23 protein-coding genes and 3 tRNA genes are annotated in these 19,704 nt (G+C 42.6%); 20 read left to right on the forward strand and 6 right to left on the reverse strand.

Going from position 1 to position 19,704, the window contains the following annotated elements; all coding sequences use genetic code 11:
* From BB781_RS11205 to BB781_RS11295, 19 genes are all read left to right on the forward strand, one after another.
* Positions 1–331, forward strand: a 331-nt coding sequence (locus tag BB781_RS11205; RefSeq protein ID WP_129582699.1) for a 50S ribosomal protein L19e, incomplete at its 5' end; no start/stop codon positions are given.
* A 2-nt stretch (positions 332–333) separates the two neighbouring features.
* Positions 334–855: a 50S ribosomal protein L18 gene (locus BB781_RS11210; RefSeq protein WP_094228583.1), complete on the forward strand. Its 522-nt coding sequence runs from the start codon at positions 334–336 to the stop codon at positions 853–855.
* A gap of 8 nt (positions 856–863) precedes the next feature.
* Entirely contained in the window at positions 864–1,499 is a 636-nt protein-coding gene (locus BB781_RS11215; protein ID WP_094228584.1) for a 30S ribosomal protein S5, read from the forward strand.
* A gap of 1 nt (position 1,500) precedes the next feature.
* Positions 1,501–1,962, forward strand: coding sequence for a 50S ribosomal protein L30 (locus BB781_RS11220; RefSeq protein WP_094228585.1), 462 nt, complete (start codon positions 1,501–1,503; stop codon positions 1,960–1,962).
* A gap of 5 nt (positions 1,963–1,967) precedes the next feature.
* Positions 1,968–2,408, forward strand: a complete 441-nt coding sequence (locus BB781_RS11225) for an uL15m family ribosomal protein (protein ID WP_242492635.1) — start codon at positions 1,968–1,970, stop codon at positions 2,406–2,408.
* 131 nt (positions 2,409–2,539) lie between these two features.
* Positions 2,540–4,018, forward strand: coding sequence for a preprotein translocase subunit SecY (gene secY, locus BB781_RS11230; RefSeq protein WP_094228587.1), 1,479 nt, complete (start codon positions 2,540–2,542; stop codon positions 4,016–4,018).
* A gap of 11 nt (positions 4,019–4,029) precedes the next feature.
* Complete coding sequence (locus BB781_RS11235; protein ID WP_094228588.1) at positions 4,030–4,677, forward strand: adenylate kinase; 648 nt, start codon at positions 4,030–4,032, stop codon at positions 4,675–4,677.
* Positions 4,678–4,699: 22 nt separating this feature from the next.
* Complete coding sequence (locus BB781_RS11240; protein WP_094228589.1) at positions 4,700–5,320, forward strand: DUF106 domain-containing protein; 621 nt, start codon at positions 4,700–4,702, stop codon at positions 5,318–5,320.
* A 1-nt stretch (position 5,321) separates the two neighbouring features.
* Entirely contained in the window at positions 5,322–5,849 is a 528-nt protein-coding gene (gene cmk, locus BB781_RS11245) for a (d)CMP kinase (RefSeq protein ID WP_094228590.1), read from the forward strand.
* Between the two features lie 15 nt (positions 5,850–5,864).
* Positions 5,865–6,866, forward strand: coding sequence for an RNA-guided pseudouridylation complex pseudouridine synthase subunit Cbf5 (locus BB781_RS11250; protein WP_094228591.1), 1,002 nt, complete (start codon positions 5,865–5,867; stop codon positions 6,864–6,866).
* A gap of 8 nt (positions 6,867–6,874) precedes the next feature.
* Positions 6,875–6,961, forward strand: a tRNA-Ser gene (locus tag BB781_RS11255).
* A 96-nt stretch (positions 6,962–7,057) separates the two neighbouring features.
* A complete protein-coding gene (locus BB781_RS11260; RefSeq protein WP_094228592.1) occupies positions 7,058–7,513 on the forward strand; it encodes a GNAT family N-acetyltransferase in 456 nt (151 codons plus the stop codon).
* Between the two features lie 278 nt (positions 7,514–7,791).
* Positions 7,792–8,880 carry an MFS transporter gene (locus BB781_RS11265; RefSeq protein WP_094228593.1) on the forward strand — a complete coding sequence of 363 codons (1,089 nt, stop codon included), beginning with the start codon at positions 7,792–7,794 and terminating at the stop codon, positions 8,878–8,880.
* A 269-nt stretch (positions 8,881–9,149) separates the two neighbouring features.
* Positions 9,150–9,596: a 30S ribosomal protein S13 gene (locus BB781_RS11270; protein WP_094228594.1), complete on the forward strand. Its 447-nt coding sequence runs from the start codon at positions 9,150–9,152 to the stop codon at positions 9,594–9,596.
* 13 nt (positions 9,597–9,609) lie between these two features.
* Positions 9,610–10,170, forward strand: a complete 561-nt coding sequence (locus BB781_RS11275) for a 30S ribosomal protein S4 (protein WP_094228595.1) — start codon at positions 9,610–9,612, stop codon at positions 10,168–10,170.
* 3 nt (positions 10,171–10,173) lie between these two features.
* Complete coding sequence (locus tag BB781_RS11280; protein WP_094228596.1) at positions 10,174–10,557, forward strand: 30S ribosomal protein S11; 384 nt, start codon at positions 10,174–10,176, stop codon at positions 10,555–10,557.
* A 22-nt stretch (positions 10,558–10,579) separates the two neighbouring features.
* Complete coding sequence (locus BB781_RS11285) at positions 10,580–11,374, forward strand: DNA-directed RNA polymerase subunit D (RefSeq protein WP_094228597.1); 795 nt, start codon at positions 10,580–10,582, stop codon at positions 11,372–11,374.
* Between the two features lie 51 nt (positions 11,375–11,425).
* Positions 11,426–11,513, forward strand: a tRNA-Leu gene (locus BB781_RS11290).
* Positions 11,514–11,585: 72 nt separating this feature from the next.
* Positions 11,586–11,673 (forward strand) — tRNA-Leu (locus BB781_RS11295).
* A 145-nt stretch (positions 11,674–11,818) separates the two neighbouring features.
* Here BB781_RS11295 and uppS read toward each other — a convergent pair.
* From uppS to BB781_RS11310, 3 genes are all read right to left on the reverse strand, one after another.
* Positions 11,819–12,691 (reverse strand): polyprenyl diphosphate synthase, encoded by an 873-nt coding sequence (uppS, locus tag BB781_RS11300; RefSeq protein ID WP_094228628.1) that lies wholly within the window; start codon positions 12,689–12,691, stop codon positions 11,819–11,821.
* 85 nt (positions 12,692–12,776) lie between these two features.
* Positions 12,777–13,100: a DUF2551 domain-containing protein gene (locus tag BB781_RS11305; protein WP_242492637.1), complete on the reverse strand. Its 324-nt coding sequence runs from the start codon at positions 13,098–13,100 to the stop codon at positions 12,777–12,779.
* 106 nt (positions 13,101–13,206) lie between these two features.
* Positions 13,207–14,262, reverse strand: coding sequence for a radical SAM protein (locus BB781_RS11310; RefSeq protein WP_094228598.1), 1,056 nt, complete (start codon positions 14,260–14,262; stop codon positions 13,207–13,209).
* Positions 14,263–14,354: 92 nt separating this feature from the next.
* Between BB781_RS11310 and BB781_RS11315 the strand changes: the two genes are divergently transcribed.
* Positions 14,355–14,540 carry a 4Fe-4S binding protein gene (locus BB781_RS11315; protein ID WP_094228599.1) on the forward strand — a complete coding sequence of 62 codons (186 nt, stop codon included), beginning with the start codon at positions 14,355–14,357 and terminating at the stop codon, positions 14,538–14,540.
* Positions 14,541–14,565: 25 nt separating this feature from the next.
* On the opposite strand, the gene BB781_RS11320 is transcribed toward BB781_RS11315, so the two are convergent.
* Genes BB781_RS11320 through BB781_RS11330 form a run of 3 tightly spaced genes read right to left on the reverse strand, consistent with a single transcriptional unit; the run spans position 14,566 to position 19,649 of the window.
* The gene (locus tag BB781_RS11320) at positions 14,566–15,129 is read right to left on the reverse strand and encodes a flavin reductase family protein (RefSeq protein WP_094228600.1); all 564 of its coding nucleotides are present in this window, start codon (positions 15,127–15,129) and stop codon (positions 14,566–14,568) included.
* 58 nt (positions 15,130–15,187) lie between these two features.
* A complete protein-coding gene (locus tag BB781_RS11325) occupies positions 15,188–17,134 on the reverse strand; it encodes a hypothetical protein (RefSeq protein ID WP_094228601.1) in 1,947 nt (648 codons plus the stop codon).
* Complete coding sequence (locus tag BB781_RS11330) at positions 17,118–19,649, reverse strand: type II/IV secretion system ATPase subunit (RefSeq protein ID WP_242492638.1); 2,532 nt, start codon at positions 19,647–19,649, stop codon at positions 17,118–17,120. Before BB781_RS11330 ends, BB781_RS11325 begins: the two co-directional genes overlap by 17 nt.
* Positions 19,650–19,704: the final 55 nt, after the last annotated feature.

Here is a 19,704-nt window from a genome sequence, read left to right on the forward strand (position 1 = left end):
GCTTGTAGCGGCTGGCAGTGTCAAAGCTATTCCAGTTAAAGGCGTAAGTCGTGGTCGTGCAAGAATCAGGGATGCCAAGCGTAAGTATGGTCACCGCAAAGGGCAAGGTAAAAGGAAAGGTACAAAAGGTGCACGTAATCCTCGCAAGGAGCAGTGGATGAAGAAGATTCGTGCTCTGAGGAAAGAACTCAAACAAATGCGCGAAGACGGCTCATTGGATAGGTCAACTTTCTGTAAAGTTTACCGTAAGGCAAAGGGTGGGGAATACCGTAGTGTAGCTCACCTTAAGACACACCTTGAGTCAGAGAAGCTAATAAAGCACGAGGAATAATCATGGCAACAGGACCCAGATATAAAGTCGCTTTCAGACGACGAAGAGAAGGGCGTACTGATTACCACCAGAGACTCAGGTTACTTCTCTCAAAGGAAGACCGTGTGGTAGTACGCAAGAGTTCAAGGCATATGCAGGTCCAGCTTGTAGCTCCTAAACCCGAAGGGGATGTAACCCTTTCATCTGCAATTTCAACAGAACTTAAAAAGTATGGATATGACGCATCTACTGGAAATACAACAGCTGCGTATCTTACTGGTCTGTTGTTCGGTTATAGGGCACTTAAAAAGGGATATGATTACGGCGTTCTTGATATGGGACTCCAGGCATCATCCCCTGGATCACGCGTGTATGCAACCTTGAGAGGTATCGTAGATGCAGGATTCGAGATTCCTCATGACTCATCTGTTCTTCCTTCAGATGAGAGGATAAGAGGAGAACACGTAGCAGAGTACATGGAAGGTTCAAATCTGCCTGAACTGTTTGATGCAGTTAAGGATAAGATCTCTGCAGAGTTCAATTAGGTGATTACATGGCATATGAATATGAAGAAGAATGGGTTCCACAGACAAGGCTTGGAATACTCGTTCAAGAAGGGCAGATCACTTCCATGGATGAAGCGATCGAGTCAGGTCTTCCTATAAGGGAATCCAATATAATCGATATCCTGTTACCTGATCTTGTAGATGAGGTTCTTGATATCAACATGGTCCAGAGGATGACTGACTCTGGACGTCGTGTAAAGTTCAGAGCAACGGTCATTGTTGGTAATGGAAATGGTTTTGTCGGTCTTGGACAGGGTAAGGATGTTCAGGTAGGGCCCGCAATCAGGAAAGCTATCAGCAATGCCAAGATAAACATAATCAAGGTAACACGTGGATGCGGTTCATGGGAATGTGCATGCGGGCTTGGGCATACTGTACCTTCAGAGGTACGTGGAAAAGCTGGCAGTGTCATTGTCGAACTTAAACCAGCACCACGTGGACTTGGTCTGGCTGCCGGAGACACTGCAAGAAAAGTGCTTGAGAAGGCAGGTATCAAGGATGTCTGGACAAGGACCGAAGGTACTACAAGGACAACTCTTAACTTTGCAAAAGCAACATTCAATGCACTGCAGAACGCAGGTACTGTAAGAGTTCCTGTGCGTCTGGAGAAGAAGGAGGCTTGAAATGTACGCTTTGGTTAGAGTACGTGGGAACGTGAATGTAAGGGGCTCTATTAAGGATACTCTGAAGATGCTTCGCCTGCATAAGGTGAACCACTGTGTCCTCCTTAACGATACTCCTCACAATGTAGGAATGATCCAGAAGGTTAAGGACTACGTAGCATTCGGTGTCATTGATGCCGGTACTCTTGCAGAGATGCTCAGTAACCGTGGAAAGCTTGAGGGTGACATAAAACTCACCGACGAGTATGTAGCTGAGAACACTGAATATGATTCCATCAAAGCTTTGGCACAGGCTATCTGTGACGGTGCTGCAACACTGAAAGATGTTCCTAATCTCAAACCGGTATTTAGGCTCCACCCACCAAGGAAAGGCCATGCTGGTGTGAAGAGGACTGTTCAGCAGGGTGGTGTTCTGGGTAACCATGGTGAAGACATTAACAAACTACTGAAGAAAATGAGGTAATGCCAATGTCTAAAAAAACCAACACAAGGAAATTCAGAGGATCACGCACATGTGGTGGCGGTACTCACAAAAACAGACGTGGTGCCGGTAACCGTGGTGGAAGAGGTAGATGTGGTGAAAATGCGCATCATGCAACCCGCGCATTGTTACTCGGTTACTTCCGCGGACACCAAAGGGGATTCAAGCGCCCATTGAAGGTCATATACGATGCTTCTATCGTAAACGTAGGGGAACTTGATGAACTTGCAGATCAGCTTGTTGAAGATGGCTTTGCAGAACTTAAGGATGATACATATGTCATCGATCTTGCTGTACTTGATATCGATAAGGTACTTGGCTCCGGTAAGGTTTCAAAGAAGCTTTCTATTACAGCAGCTGAATTCTCTGCCAGTGCAAAGGAAAAGATCGAAAGTGCAGGTGGATCTTGCACTGAGATAGAAGAGTAATGCCATTTGGCATTACTTATTTTATTTTATATTAGTGCAATTAAAGGGTGCATATTTATTAATGTTTAAATCTATTTAGGTGTACTTTACCTAACAATTGCATGGATTTTTCCATTCAAAGGGTGGAATTAATGAGTCTTAAGGATAGTTTGGAACCAATTTTCAATAAATTGCCTGCGGTTGCAAGTCCGGAAGGGCATGTCCATTTTAAAAATAAATTAATGTGGACGCTTGGCATTCTTGTGCTCTATTTTGCGCTTGCTAATGTACCGCTGTTTGGATTGTCAGCGGATTCGATAGATCTTTTCGAGTCCTATAGAGCATTTTTTGCAGGAGCTTCGGGTTCTCTGATTCTTCTTGGTATAGGTCCTATTGTTACCGCATCCATTGTCCTTCAACTATTGGTTGGCGCCGATGTCATAAAGCTTGACATGTCCAATCCATCTGACCAGGCGTTCTTCCAAGGCGCACAGAAGTTTATGGTCTTTGTAATGATAGTACTCGAGGCTCTGCCACAGATCGTAGGTGGTTATCTAATGCCGGACGAAGCACTTGCAGCGACTTTGGGTGTAGGTGTCGGAGTAATTACATTTCTCCTCTTCATACAGATATGCATAGGGGGCACGCTGATACTCTTCATGGACGAAGTAGTTTCCAAATGGGGAATCGGTTCAGGTGTCGGTCTTTTCATCGTGGCTGGAGTTTCCCAACAGATTGTGACCGGTTTGTTCAACTGGACGTCAGATTCAACAGGTCTGCCTACAGGTTTCTTCCCCAAGTGGTTATACATCCTTCAGAATGTGGAAGCTGATTTCCTTTTTTCAGGGGATGGTATCATGTTCATGCTGATAAGTGGTGGAATACTTGCGCTGGTAAGTACGATATTGATCTTCCTGCTGGTCGTCTATGTTGAAAGTACTCGCATCGAAATTCCTCTGGCACATAGTGCAGTAAGAGGTGCAAGAGGTAAGTTTCCTGTTAAACTCATATATGCATCAGTCCTGCCGATGATTCTTGTAAGGGCATTGCAGGCTAATATCCAGATGGTAGGTCTTTTGTTGAGTGGCAAGGGAATAACTTTCCTTGGTGAATTCAACGGTTCAACACCTATTAATGGTATTATGTATTATCTGGCTCCGATCCACAGTCCTTATGATTGGATACCTTCCTTAGTAAGGGAATCATTTACAAGTTATGGTGCTCCGGTACCTGCTCTCTGGCAGATTGGATTACATGTGTTTGTTGATGCTTTCTTCTTGATAGTTGGAGGTATTATCTTTGCTCTGTTCTGGATTGAGACCACAGGAATGGGTGCAAAACCGACTGCAAAGAAGATATTTAACTCTGGTATGCAAATTCCGGGTTTTAGAAGGAATGTAGGAAGTATTGAAAAAGTGATGTTAAGGTATATTCCAAAGGTAACCATCATTGGTGGTGCCTTCATAGGTTTCCTCACACTCGTTGCAAGTCTGATGGGTACTCTTGGAGGTGCAGGTGGAACTGGTCTTCTACTTGCTGTAAGTATTGTATATCGCCTCTATGAAGATATAGCATCCGAACAAATGATGGAAATGCATCCGATGGTAAGATCCTTCTTCGGAAAAGAATAAGGTGATTGATTATGAATATTGCATTGTTTGGTCCACCGGGTGCCGGAAAAGGTACCCAGGCAAAGGAATTATCAAAACACTATAATATTCCCCATATATCCACAGGAGATATCCTGCGGGCGAATGTCCGCGACGGGACTGAGCTTGGGGTAAAGGCAAAAGAATACATGGATAAAGGTGAGCTTGTCCCTGATGCAGTCCTGATTGGACTCATCCGGAACAGGTTGACGGAGGCTGACTGTAAGAATGGTTATCTTCTTGACGGTTATCCAAGAACTATCCCGCAAGCAGATGCACTTGCAGACATTCTTAAAGAAATCAGCAAGCCACTTGATGCTGTCATTAACATTGAAGTAAGTGATGAGGAACTTGTCAAAAGGCTCAGTGGACGTCGTAGTTGTGCCTGTGGTGAAAGCTATCATTTGATGTTCAACCCTCCTGAAAAGGAAGGTGTTTGTAACGCATGTGGTGCTGCACTCTACCAGAGGGATGACGACAAAGAAGAGGTCATACGCCAAAGGCTTACTGTCTATAATAAAAAGACAAAACCCTTGATCGATTATTATGGCAACTCCGGACTTCTTGTGAATGTAGATGGTACAGGGTCTGTTGATTCTGTCTTTGTTGTTGTCTGCAGGATTATGGACCAATACAAATAAACAAGTCAAAAGAGGCTATCTATTGGTTACAAAAAAATTTAAGAAAAAACTGGATCAACTGCTGTTGGCTTTCGGTATTTCTCTAATGGTGGGTATAATGTTACTCGGGGAAGACTTCAGGGATTCTCTTGGAGGTTCTATGAGCCTCATTATGGATCCACTAGTGACCATTCTAGGGGCAAGTAATTTTCACATAGTTCTGTTCATAATGGCATCAATTACTGCACTTTACGCGTCACTCATTCAGAAATATACCATTGACTGGGATCTGATGCGTAATACGCAGGAAAAGATGAAGTCTTTCCAGAAGGAGTTCAGAGAAGCCCAGCTTTCAAATAACACTGCTCTGATGAAGAAGATGGATGAAGAGCGCTCAAAGATGATGCAGGATCAGATGGAGATGTCAAAACAGCAGTTCAAGCCAATGGCATACATAAGTATAATCTCCCTGCCACTGTTCATGTGGGCTTACCATTATATTAAAGCACATGAAGCTGCTTCATTTGTTTTTCCTTTCTGGGGGCAGCAAATACTGGTCGATACTATATGGGGTCCTTTCCAGTACTGGATCTTCTGGTATTTTATTGCCTCACTGGCTGTAAGCCAGCTGATCAGAAAGGCTCTGGATGTCGGTGGAGTATAACGTGTTACTGACTATTAGTGGTCTTCCGGGAAGTGGTACTACCACTGTATCCCGGTTGCTTTCTGAGAAATACGGTCTTGAGATGGTATCCGCAGGAGAGGTTTTTCGTTCTCTTGCAAAAGAGTACGGTATGAATCTGGCGGAATTTGGTGCACTGGCCGAGTCGGATGAAAGCATCGATCTTAAGATTGATGAACGTCAGAAAGAGATTGCCCGTACTCGTGATGATATTCTCCTTGAAGGAAGGCTTGCAGGCCACATGGCTAAAAAAGCCATGAAGGTCTGGATAAAAGCTTCAGTTGATGTTCGTGTTGGTAGGATCATCACAAGAGAAGGCGGTTCTTTCGAGGCCAAGCTTAGCGAAACAATTGGTCGTGAGGCATCTGAATCTATTAGGTACCGGACAATATATGGTATCGACATAAACGATCTCTCAGGTTACGATCTTGTGATTGATTCTGGGAAGTGGAATCAATTTCAGATTACAAACATCATTTCCTCTGCTATTGACAACATTTCTTATTTCTGATTTTTGGCGGTTTCTATGAATTCTGGTATCTTACCTTCGGAATATAAACGTGAATTGGTGCATAAGGCAGAGGCAAAAACCAGTTTTATACATGGATGTTCTCCCTACGAGCGTCCTATTAGGCAATATATAGAGATGGGTGTGGTCAATCTTGACAAGCCTGCAGGTCCAACCAGTCATGAGGTCACGGCCTGGGTTAAGGATATCCTTGAGCTGAACAAGGCCGGACACTCTGGTTCACTGGATCCTGTAGTTACGGGTGTACTTCCAATCATGCTTGGCAGAGCCACCAAATCAGTTGCAGCTCTTCGTTTGTCAGGGAAGGAATACGTCTGCCTAATGACTTTGCATCACCCTATTCCTGAGAAGAAGGTCCGTAAGGTATGTAAAGAGTTTACAGGTCCTATTTTTCAGATGCCTCCGATTATCTCTGCCGTTAAACGTGCTGTGCGTGTGAGAACTATCTATTATCTTGAAGTTCTTGATGTAAGGGATAAATCGGTTCTGATGAGGGTTGGCTGTGAAGCTGGTACCTATATGCGAAAGTTATGTCATGATATTGGCATTGCATTGGGTTGTGGTGCCCACATGCAGGAGCTTCGCAGGACAAAGACAGGTCCTTTCAGAGAGGATACGCTTGTAACTCTCCATGAACTGAAGGATGCCTATGTTTTCTGGAAAGAGGATGGTGATGAATCCTTCCTGCGTCAGGTAGTCAGACCTATGGAAGAAGGCTTGGCACATCTTCCTAAAATTATCATTCGTGACAGTGCGGTAGATGCTGTATGTCAGGGTGCGGCAATTGCTGTGCCGGGTATATTAAGCCTTGACCGTAATATCAAAAAAGATGATGATATTTGTCTTTTTACTTTAAAAGGAGAGGCTGTAGCATTATGTACATCCCTGATGAATACGGGTGAAATGCTTGAAAATGAGCATGGAATCGCAGCTGCGACCGAAAGAGTAATAATGGATGCTGGCACTTATCCGCAAGGCTGGCGCAGCAAGCCAGAATAATCACGTGTGCCGAGGTAGTCTAGTGGTAGGGCGCAAGCCTGGAAAGCTTGTGGGGCATCCGCCCCTCGGGAGTTCGAATCTCCCCCTCGGCGCCACAACTCTTCTTTTGCAAATCATTTGTTTAGTAAATCTCCGTTCCTAAAGCGGTAAGTTCTTTAAGTAGTAAATACCTGTAGCTATGGAGCTGTTGAATGGAAAATAGTGAATTTATAGTTGATCTTTTGCATCTCAGTTTCAATTCTTGTCTGCAAACGATAGATTGGGAAGAAGCCTCAGCGTTATTTGAGCGTGCTCCTCTTGGTAATCAAAGACGTGAGCCTGAAAAACTGAAAAGGGCATTTGAAGCAAGTTATTCAGTTGTTATTGTTCGCGATCCTAATCGTCTTATTGGTATGTGCCGGGCTCTCTGTGATGGGGAATATCAGGCTGCTATCTATGATATGGTATTGTTGCCTGAGTATCAGGGAAAGGGTATTGGAAAAGAGATGATTAGTAGGTTATGTGAAGCTCTTCCCGTTGAAAATATAATCCTGTACTCTGTTCCCGGACGTGAGGGATTTTACATAAAATGTGGATTTAAAAGGATGTGTACTGCGATGGCAAAATTGAATATGTTTATGTCTGAACCGGGCAGTGGATACTTCTGATTCAGAAGTTTTTTTAAAAAACAATGGGAGTAAGTTATGCTTACTCTTCCTTGCGGCGCTGCATTAATAATTCAAGACTGGGGATTGCGGCTACAGGACGTGCAATGGTTTGGAATTGTGGAATTTGAGTGTTAAATCTGGTGTGCTAAACGCATAGTATGTCCTATTTCTTCCATGAATTTTATTTTGGAATGTAAATTGATTCTAACGCAGGACTTTTTTAGTTCTTCTTTACAATATCTTAAAATACCCGGAATGGTTTTTGTCATCATAGTATCATGAAAGTAAATACCATTCAATTTTTGGCAAGTACCTCTCATATGATGTCCAACGTTTTCATTCCTATATTTGCTCGATCTTTAGGGGCGTCCTTCTTTGAGGTAGGGGTCATAACTGCTTGTTTTGGTCTTGCTTCATTCATTTCTTCCTTCATATTTGGAAAAGCTGCTGATATCAATCGTCTTCGACCAATCGTCCTTATAGGTCTATTGGTATCCACATTTGCTTTTCTATTGCAGGTGTTTGCCAGCAGTACTCTTTCACTTGCTATTATCCGGGCACTGGTGGGTTTTTGTATGGGCATTTACCCGGCAGCACTAACTGTCTATGTTTATTATCAGAAGGGGAGTATAGGTAAGTTCAGTTCGTTTGGTTCACTGGGTTGGATGGCAGGTTTTCTTATTGCAGGTTTTGTGGGAAATGTGAAATATCTCTTTATTTTGTCTTCTTTTTTTTACTTCATTTCATTCATGGCAGCATTGAGGCTTAAGGATATTGAAAAGCCTTCTCTGAAGGCAAGTTATTTTTCACTGGAAGCCTTAAGGGCTAATATTGCAACTTACCTATCAGTGTTTGTCAGGCACACGGGCGCTGCTGCTGTGTGGGCAATATTACCTCTTTATCTTGCTTTTTTGGGTGCATCCAATCTATGGATCGGACTTATCTATGCTATCAATCCCTTCCTTCAATTTTTGATTATGCGAAGGTTGGACCGGTTTAGGAATGAATGGCTTATGAAATGGGGATTTATAATGTCTGGCATAGCTTTTTTTGGATATTTCATGTCGCCAAATTATATATTCATAATTCCTGGCATGTTTTTTGTTGCATTCGGGTGGTCTTTCCTTTTTGTGGGTGCCAGCCAGTTACTCATGGAACGCAGTAATGAAAAAGCAACAGTGACAGGTATTCTTAACTCTGTGATAGCCGCAAGTAATATTGTTGGTGCCATTCTGGGCGGATTAACGCTCCAGTTATATGGTTTCAGGGAAACAATGGCATTGGCTGTTCTTTGTTCCATTGGCGGTGTCTTTGTATTCAAAGTACTGGATAAACCGTTTGCAATCAACTACTTAAAAAGTAAATAAAGCGGAGGTTCTGCATCATGGAATATGGATTTCCGTATACAAACTTCTGCCCTCTATTCGTGGGAAAGTATTTATGTAATTAACCTATAGTAAGTGCTCACTTGTATTACTACTGTCTGTTATTTAATGAGTGTTAAATAAGATAAATAGTATATGCAGGCGAATTATTCTATAAATCTTTAGAATTGCCTGCCCCTTCATAAAGGGGTGTGTCGGGACTTTTGTTTCGAGGCTACAGGGCGCTTGCGTCCCTAAGGAGGAAAATAATAATGGCAGATGAAGAAATAAGACATTTAGTCCGTATCATGAATACTGACCTTCAGGGTAGTCAGCCTGTAATGCATGCGCTGACAGGTATTCGCGGTATTGGGCTTCGAACCTCAAGAATCATAGTTGAAAGTACAGGGATTGACGCGAAAGAAGTTATCGGTTATCTTTCTGATGATGATGTTGCAAAGATAGATGCGGCTATAGAAGAATTCGAGAACAAAGTCCCAACCTGGATGCTTAACAGATGTGCAGACCCGCTCACCGGTGAAGATAAACACCTTCTTGGCCAGGACATATTGATGACCTTTAGGGAAGACCTGAACAATTTGAAGAAAGTCAGGGCATACCGTGGTCTCAGGCATGAGAGAGGTCTCAAGGTCAGAGGTCAGAGAACAAAGTCCACAGGAAGACGTGGCTCAACCATCGGCGTAAGCAAGAAGAAGTAAATAAGGTGATCTTATGGGATATCCAGGTAAAAAAAGAAAGAGTTATGATACTCCAAAACACCCTTGGCAAGCAGCCAGGATGGCCACCGAAGTAGAACTCCTTAAGAAATACGGTCTCCGTAACAAGAAGGAACTCTGGAAGGCAATTAGTATTCTTAGAAGGTACAGGGCAGATGCTCGCAGAATTCTTGCAGGATCTGCAGAGTCAGAACTTACAGGGCACCTCAAGACCGAATCTGATCAGATCCTTGAAAGGCTTAGAAGATATTCACTCCTGTCATCTGATGCAAATATTGATGATATTCTTGCATTGCAGACCGAAACAATTCTTGAGCGCAGGTTGCAGACTCAGGTCTACAGACTTGGGCTTGCAAGAACTCCAAGGCAGGCAAGACAGTTTATCACACATGGTCACATTGCAATAGACGGTCAGAAAGCAACTATTCCGGGTATGCTCATCTCAAAAACAGAAGAGATGCTGATTGATTATTATGGCAATTCACCACTCATGGGTGAATCACACCCTGAAAGGCCAGCGCAGATTGCTTCGGCAGTTGCAGGAAGGGAGGAGTAAGTTATGGCAATAAATGGAATATGGGCTGTAGCGCACATAAAATGCTCATTCAATAACACCCTCATCACCGTGACTGATGTCACTGGTGCTGAGACCATCGCTAAATCATCTGGTGGAATGGTTGTAAAGGCAGCACGTGATGAGAGTTCACCATACACTGCTATGCAGATGGCAACCCAGCTTGCTGATATCCTTAAAGACAAGGGTATTGAAGGCGTTCACATCAAGGTGCGTGCACCAGGTGGAAACAAGCAGAGAAGCCCAGGTCCGGGTGCCCAGGCCGCAATCAGGGCATTTGCAAGAGCAGGTATCAAGATTGGCAGAATACAGGATGTAACTCCTGTGCCGCACGATGGTACACGTCCAAAGGGCGGAAGAAGGGTATAAACGAATAAATGGATATGAACTCATGACAATGGAAGTAGACATACTTGAGCTGTCAGAGAGGTCAGCAAAGTTTATATTATCCAATGCAAGTGCAGCATTTGCTAACGGTATAAGGAGAGCAGCGCTCTCTGACGTACCAACTCTTGCCATAGATGATGTGAACATTTATAATAATACGTCTGTCCTCTTTGACGAACAGCTAGCTTTAAGGCTTGGCCTTATTCCTTTGACAACAGACATTGAGGAGTTCGTACCTGTTGAAGAGTGCACATGTGGCTCAGAGTGCCCTGCATGCAAGGTATCCCTGACGCTCAGTGCTGAAGGTCCGAGAATTGTATATTCAGGTGATCTCGTATCATCTGATGAGAAAGTGCAGCCAGCCGATCAAAATATCCCTATAATTGATTTAAAGGAAGGCCAGAAGGTTGTGCTTGAAGCCATTGCCCATATGGGTTATGGTTACACGCATGCAAAATGGCAGGCTGGTGTAGCATGTGGCTACAAGAATATGCCAGTTGTCAAGTTTGAAAACTGTGATCAGTGTGGTGCATGTGTGAACGAATGTCCAAAAAACATCATTCACCTTGGTCCAAACGGTGCAGAAATATCCGATGACGATATCCTAAAATGTATACTCTGCAAATTGTGTGCATCAGCTTGTGAAATTGATGCGATTACTGTTTCCGAAGATGAAAAATCTTTTGTTTTCACCATGGAGTCGGATGGTTCTTATACAGTCCAACAGTTAATTATAAATGCAGGGACAACTATTAAGGAGAAAGCCAGCCGGTTGGGGCAGATTTTAGAGTCTCTCTGACTTGGTTTAGGAGATTAACTCTCCTTATCTTTATCGGATATGCTTCATTATGCGGGGGTTGCCCAGCCAGGCCAAAGGCGCTAGGTTGAGGGCCTAGTCTCGTAGGAGTTCGTGTGTTCGAATCACACCTCCCGCACCAAACTTTTCAATGTCAAGCTATTCAGTAAGAATTTCTCCAGTTTAAGTCAATGTTTTATTCCGTAAATCATATGCGGGGGTTGCCCAGCCAGGCCAAAGGCGCTAGGTTGAGGGCCTAGTCTCGTAGGAGTTCGTGTGTTCGAATCACACCTCCCGCACCAGTTTCTCTACGTACTAAAAACCGGATTACTTTTGTCTCTTTATTAATAATACTGTTTTTAACCAAATGACTATTTTATTGAGATTTTATTACGTTGAAGCAAGAAGACCTGGTTTTAATGGGTGTTAGTTCTCAAGCGCAAAAACTCAATTATGGGTTTTAGAATGCTGCCTTACTTCCTCTATCTCTGCCTTTCCAAGTACTTTCAGGAAATGTGCAGCGCGGGTAGTCATATGCATACGCCTTTCCTTCATACGGGCTTGGTAGGTGCGTATAGAACGAAGAAAATCTATCTTTCTAAACTCTGGCCAGAAAGGTGCACAGAAATATGCTGCACATTCACTTCCATTGGCCTGCCATGGGAGGAAATTAGATACTCTCTCATCTCCGCCAGTGCGTATGATAAGATCCACATCTGGAAGTGCTGTCTTTCCTGATGGATACAGGTGACTGGATATTGTATCCTCATTTATGTCTTCTGGTTCCAGTTCCCCGGTTTTTACCTTGTTTGCTATCTCCCGTACAGCCTGGACAATCTCCTGTCTTCCTCCATATGCGATTGCAACGTTGAGGTTAAATTTATCATAAACAGAAGTTGCAAGTTCAACATTCTTGATAGAATCCCGAAGGGAATCAGGCAATTTCTCAATATCACCTATGGCATGAACTCGCATCCTTCTCTCATGCGTTCTTTCATCCACGACGATCTCATTGAACTTTACCCGGATAAGATCAAATAGCTTCTCTTTCTCATCGTTGGACCGGTTAAAATTCTCCGTAGAAAATGCATAGATAGTCAGGTACTCTATTCCAAGTTCACAGGACCATTCCATTACTTTTTCAGTAATGTCTGCTCCCTTGCTATGTCCAAAAGATGTCATCTGACCTAACTTACGTGCATACCTACGGTTTCCATCCATAATGATAGCTATGTGCCTCGGTACGTCTGCATTTTGAACTTCCTGCGTAAGCAGGCTTTCATATCCCTTGTAAAATATTCGGGGTATACTACGAAGTATAAGTGACACTCCCGTGCTTTAAATAGAACCTAGTTTTGATTTTAGTCTAAAGTCTGCAAAGTACGAAAAGAAGATGAATGCATCCTTAGTAGTTATCGAGGACGTTTCTCACAATATCTCTGTAATCTTCCTTTAGTAGGTATATGTTATGATCGCCAGTGACATCGATGCTCAGGATTCCCAGTCTTGTGTTCATCAGGCCTACCATTGCGGAAACGCCTCTGTAACTCACATCAAAATCCGTATTATGAAGATGCTCGTACACGTCACCTGTAGTGAATTTACCACCGTTAAGGAACAATTTCAGTACTACTTTACGTATACCCGTATCATCGCGACTAAGATATTTGATTAGTCTTTCTCTTACCCGCTCTTCAATCGTTTCCAGTACAAACACCTCTTTCTTCAATATGTTATTTTATCTTATAAAACTATTTACTTGAAATAGTTTTAAAACCCATGTTGGATATGAAAATTGTACCATCTATATCATTCTCCCATATATATTTTAGCTTTTAGAGTGGTATCTTCTCAACAATTAATCCATTCTCAAGAGGATATCTTTCAATGATATACAATTTTCTCCCCGGACTCCTGATATACTCTACAATGTCTTCAAGTATCCACCAGGCAATATCAATTCCATCTGCAGTGATTTCCATCATTTCAGATGGTACTTCCATCCGTGATAGTTCATCATTTATCTCTTTTATTGCATCATTTACAGTACATTCTATATTCCCGTAAAGTATAGTTCCGTCCTCACTAATCTCATCAAAGGGTCTTGCAGTGTTTTCAGCAATACGTATAAGCCTTTTTCGAAGCTGTACTGCATCCTTATAGCTGGAAGCGCAAAAGTGTATTTTTTCACAATTTCGGGCAATCTTAGTTGCATATTCCTCTGAGCCAATCACCGCATTAGATACATCATCCCTGAGGGAATAACCCATTGTTTTCATTGATGCGGCATTTGTATCGGAGAACTCCAGTTCATTTAGATTAAGAAAACATCCTGCCCTCTCTGCAAAAAGTGCCACCTTGTCAGCACCTTTTATTGAAGGTATCTCAATTCCGGTTTCAATTTTCAGTTCCTTTGCAAAGCGGATTGAATCAGCATAAGGGGTGTCATGCAATTTCATCCATAGTTTCACCGGCGGGTGAAATCTTATCTCATCAAGTCCTGCTTGTGCCAGTTCTTTTAGTACTTCTATATCAGGGGCAATGGCTGTATACATGTGTATGTGATGCCCGGTACCAAATTCTTGTTTAAGTAATCTTATGTAGTGAAGCACTTTTTCAATTTTTAAAAGTGGCTCACCGCCGGTAATTCCTGTTCCCAGAGCGTCCATTTGCCGTGCTTCATCAAGTACATCCCTCTCAGAAAGAACCTTTCTTTCGTTAGCATATGTAACATCAGTACGTCTTTCTTCTGACACCGGACAATAGAAACAGTTCTTAGGGCATATTCCAGTAATGAAAAGGACCATCTTCGCTCCCAGCTGGCAGAGTTTACAGCCATCTGAAAGAAAAGAATAGAAAGAACCTGCTTCCCCTGGGATAATTGTACTCATTCAGGCATCCTATAACCTGCAGGTATATAAGGCTATTTTTATAGTCATCAGGTCCGAGAATTTATGTAATATCCCTGCATTATTCTGTTTTGATGGAAGAGCTTGAAGGCTTCATTGTGGCTATAGGCTGCAGGAAATGTGGCAAATGTGAGAATATTTGTCCAAGTGGAGCGCTTTACAGGATAAATGGTTTTGTGAATGTGGATCACAAAAAATGTAATCTCTGCATGAAATGCGTAAAAATCTGTCCTAACAAAGCCCTGGTGTATATGGAATAACCAGAGCCTGTATAAGTTCTAGTAGTTATTTTTCCACTCCTACGGAAAAGGCTTTTCCAAGAAATCCTCCAATACCGAAGTAGCTTCTCTGGGGTGAGTATATTATAGGCTTTATTTTCTTTATATCTGGATTTCCATTTTCGTCCAGTACTGATTCTTCCGTTTTTATGTCCACGATCTCGCCTATAAACTGTGTGTGAAGTCCAAGCTCAAAGCTGTGTACCAGTTTGCATTCAATAATAATTGGGAATTCTTCAATGTAAGGTGCATACACAAGATCACTTTTTACGGCAGTAAGTCCCGTCTTTTCAAACTTGTCTACATCCTTACCACTTACGATACCAAAGAAATCTGTTTCCTTCACATATTTCTCGGAAGGTATGTTTACAGTAAAGGCTTCCTTTTCCATTATATTGCCATAGGTGTAGGTGGCTTTACGCATGGATACACTGATACACGGTGGTTCTGAACAACAGATACCTCCCCAGGCTGCAGTCATTGCATTTGCATTCCCAAACATATCATAACTTCCCACAACCCACGCAGGTGTAGGATATGCTAAAGATTTTGCTCCGATTGATTTTTTCATTGATGCACCTATACAAAAAAGGAATCCAGTAACCTTAAATCTTGCGGCAGTTCTCTTTTCAGATCATTCCTCCGAAGATGATCCTTGAGAATATAGTCGAGACCGTGAAGATTATTATGGTTATTGGAAGGGTCTGCCCGATCTCATATCGTAGTTGTGCTTTATCGCCGCCATATTCAATTGTGCCAGAAAAGCGAACTAATATCACGGTTATCAGAATTATGTATATACCGATTGCAAACATGAAAAGTTCAGAGGGAATTGACTGATTTAGATTCTCGGGTGATATCTGTGCAGGTCCTGGAAATGCATTTTCTGGGAGTCGTTTGATGCTGTCCGATATGTTCTGGAGGATCTTTGCTATCACTTCTGAGAGTGCAATGGTGACACCTGCTATGAGGGGTGCGAAGACAGCAGCAGTTGAGCGCATGGTTGAAGTCATATCATAGAGTGACTGCTTAATTTTCACTTCTACATCCTGGAGCTCCTTGAGATGGTCTGCAAGCTTGATAATTGCCACACCTGCCACAACATGGCTTTTATGGGCACTTTCTACGAAGAGCATCATGGTAGTCTTTATCCTCTCTGAATAAATATCCTTAAATGCTCCGAAATCCTCGTCAAATATTGCAGAGTAGACATCAGTTCTAATATTCATCAGGTTCAATGATATCTTTTCAAAAACACTTGCTATGTCAGAACCCTCCATAGTTGCTGCTGTGTGAATGAATGCCTCTTCAGCAGACCTTCCTTCGGAGATCCTCCTTCCAAGGACAAACAGAGCATCTGAAAACTCATTTTCCATTCTGCGTATTTCCTCCCTTATTTTTTTGTAAGGGGAATAGCTGATATTCAGATAAACGGCAACAGAAAATACAATACCCCATATGATGAAAAGTGTAGGTGGAATAATTCCATCCAGGGTTGCCGTTGAGACTATATTCAAAGGATTGCCTTTGTAGATCAAAATATAGCCAAGTGAAGATATGATAATCCCTATAGCTGAGGAAAGAATCAATGCATGTTGCTTTTTCAGTTTGATATTAGTGAGTTCCGGATGGCTTTCCGGTATGTTCTGTGGGATAAATGCAGCAGGCCGTTGCATTAGTATGTACTCTGCGTATGCAAATGTAAGAAGTGGGAGCACCACATCGTAGACTATGACCAGTGTCCCAATTCCAAAACGAATTCCAACAACTGTAATTGCGGGCATCAGGGCTACCAGTGCAAGAGGAATCAGTATGAATATAGAGTAAAGTACATATGTTGGAGTTTTCAGTTTTGATGCAAAACTGTCCATAAGGTTCCGTGTGCTTTCAAGCACAAGGTCCAGTGATCTGTTAAGTGTGATGATTCTCTGTGCTTCGTCCGGCTCGCTTGTGGAGCTTTTTATCAGATGGAGTGCCCTTTTAAAATACTCGCTATCTTTTCCCCACAGGTTGGAGAATTCAAGTATTGCATCATCAATTCCCCTGTATTCTCTCACATGCAGGTTCCATATCATTTTTTTCAGGTCCTTTGCAAGAGGCCTGCTGGAATTACTAGCTGCAAAACGAATGGCTACTTCCATATTTGGTACGATTTTCATTGACATTACAATGTAACTTATGATCTCTGGCATATCTCCAAGAGAGCTTACTTTCATCCATTTTGCATGTATCTTGATGTATTCGCTCATATATATCAGCACACCCAATGGGAGCAGCAGGCTCAGTACCAATACTGCTCTGAGTGTGGATGCTTCAAAAGTAGTTACCCTGAAAAGAAAGAAATCGAAAGTCAATATTCCTATAAGCGTAAGGAAAGCGGATACATAGGAAAAAAGCACCGTTTCATGAGCTTCAAGTCCGAATCCTGTATAGGTCATAGCATTGTGATAATCTTCACCGGTTGCCTTCTCAGATCTCTGGCGGAACGCATCGAAATCTTTTAAAAGCCACCGGAAATTTGCAGCAGTGAACTTGCAGCAGGTGCAGTACCAGTTATCATTATACAGCCTGATCACCTGTGCATATATATTGTTCAGGTTGCCCTATTGTTTTCTGTATTTCATCACCCATGGAGAAAACACAGGAAGCACCTTCTTCTTCTTTCTTGCCGGCAAATCCATTGAACCAGTTCAGCCACCTGTCATAGATTATCTGGTAATTTGTTTCTTTGGACTCTGATATCTCTCGGTCCATGAGCAGCCAGAACATGTTGTTCGCAATAGCCACATTTCTTGCTTCCAGCAGGCAATGGTTCTCTTTACCGTAATCTGCTATCTTTCCTTTTACTTTTGCTCTCATGCGTATGTTACGCGAAGCCTCATCCATAGAAATGCCCCATTTGTCTGCAATCTTGCCTATCAGGACTGATTGTCCCCTGTCCATTATATCCGATGGCTGAAGACAGTCATTTGAAGCATCATACGTGAGTATGTCCGAGAACACTTTTTCCGGATTCTCTTCCCATTTCTCATTGACTTCAGCAACCTGCATGATGCGTCGTTTCATTTTCATGCCGCCTGCTATCCTTGTATTAGCACAGACGATAACTGCATCAGTGGCCTTGAAGGATGCAGATGGGACTCTAAGGGTGTTCACTATCCTCTCGTATACAGCATCTGTTGATGATCCGTGTATTGTTCCTATGACTGAGTTTCCGGCTGCACCTACTTGCATGGCTTCATACAGCACGGCTACTTCCGGACCTCTTACCTCTCCCATTATAAGTGATGAGCTGCCAAGTCTCAGGGATGCCCGCAATGCAACAGAAGGCTCTATTTCTATGCCATACTTCATGATTGCAGATTGTGAATTGAGGCCCTGGACTTTCCAGCCCATTTCCTGGAACTCTTCAACAGGTATCTCAGGAGTGTCCTCTATGGTTATCATGCGGTATTTTTGTGGCATTTCCAGAAGCAAGGCACACATGAGTGAGGTTTTTCCGGCTCCGACTCCGCCTGCAACCAGGACGGAGGCCTGCCCATCCATGATAAAACTGAGCAGGCCTGCAGTGAGTGATGACAGGGAGCCGTTATTGATTAACTTGGGCAGCGTCCAGGGGTCCTTTGCATGTTTTCTGAATGCATAGGCAATTCCTTTAGCACTTAAAGGGTCTCCAATGACCGATACACGTACTCCATACTCTTTTAAAAACATTTCAAGCACAGGTGTTGCTTCACCGAAAGGACGTCCGCTAATGGAACGAAGTCTTGATACCATAGATTCCATATCTTCCTGAGAGAGGTATATGTTGGTTACACATTCCTCACCGTCCAGTACTACATGCACAGGATTCAGGTCGGCAGGTGCGTTCACATAAACGTCATTGACACGCTCATCGGAGAGTAGGTCCTCAAGTATCCCAAGTCCTGTAGTGTATTTCGTAAGCAGATCGCAGCATAGCTTCACTTTTGCAGGGTCTGATAGTATATCATCGAACTCTTTCTCTTCAAGTAAAAGCTGTTTGCTGAGCCTGTGAAAATATTCCCGTGAGTTCACAGGATCGGCAAATTGCAGGTTGGCAGGCCGGTGTACTATCATCTTCTTCCGTACTTTTTCTATCAGATTGAGTTCCCTTTCTTCCAGGGAATATTCTGTCGGGGTGATCATGTACATTTTCTCAGGACGGTCTGTCAGCTGGTATATACTCACAGGCAGCGGTCTCTCATCCTGAAAACGGATGTCGTAACATTCCTGGAATATAGTATTGTCCGGTGGTTCGGTGTAGATCCTTGATGTGGAAAAAGGTGGTCTTACATAAGATCTGAGATACTTTTCATATTCAATTCCATATTCTCCTTGATATTCTCCAGAGATTTGCATATCAATACAGTTTGTTATTTTTTTCGATATTGAGTTTATTTCACGGAGAATATGTGTGGATTTTTCCCTACAAAGTACACATTCGGGCCTGGTCTCTGATCGAGGGTCCCTCGTTACTTTGTATTCAATAAGTTTGTCAATGATATAACAGGCCTTAAGAGGGTCTGTTTCTGATGTTTCAATTATCAGTTTCATTACCTCTGTATACTCTTTGCTGCACTGTGCGGAGTTATCGCATGTTTCAAGTACAAACTTTGAAGTTTTGTATGGAACTAGTTTGTCTTTCAGGCTAGCCATGAGGTATATCATTTCCATGGCCTTGCCTTCGTAATCTCTTTCGTAGAGTTTTGAAAGGGTGAGCCTTTCAGCAACCGTTTCTTTCTGGAGAATGTGAAAAATGCTTTTTCTACAGTGCTCATTTTCAAAACAGGACCCATGGTCACATTCCTTGCAGTCAATAATAATGCCTCTGCTTTTTTTAGATATTCTTAGTTTGTAAGTACAGCCTTTATTGTCTTCTTTCTGTTTTCCTGCAAGCGAGGACAAGCTCCCTAGAAATTTATTGAAAACTCTTTTTACCTTTCCTTTGTTTTCCGGTAAAATATCAACCGGTCTTCGTTCGGACAGGACCAGTTGTATTTGATCATATTGTGCAATATCAATAGTATCGTTTTTCAGTGTAGGGTAAGTTTCTGTTTTTTCAAAGATCACGTTTTATCCCACCAGCTAATTTTTTTTAAAAACAGGGTAATCTATTAATAAGTTT

The sequence above is a fragment of the Methanolobus psychrotolerans genome (assembly GCF_002243045.1).
GTDB lineage: Archaea > Halobacteriota > Methanosarcinia > Methanosarcinales > Methanosarcinaceae > Methanolobus > Methanolobus psychrotolerans.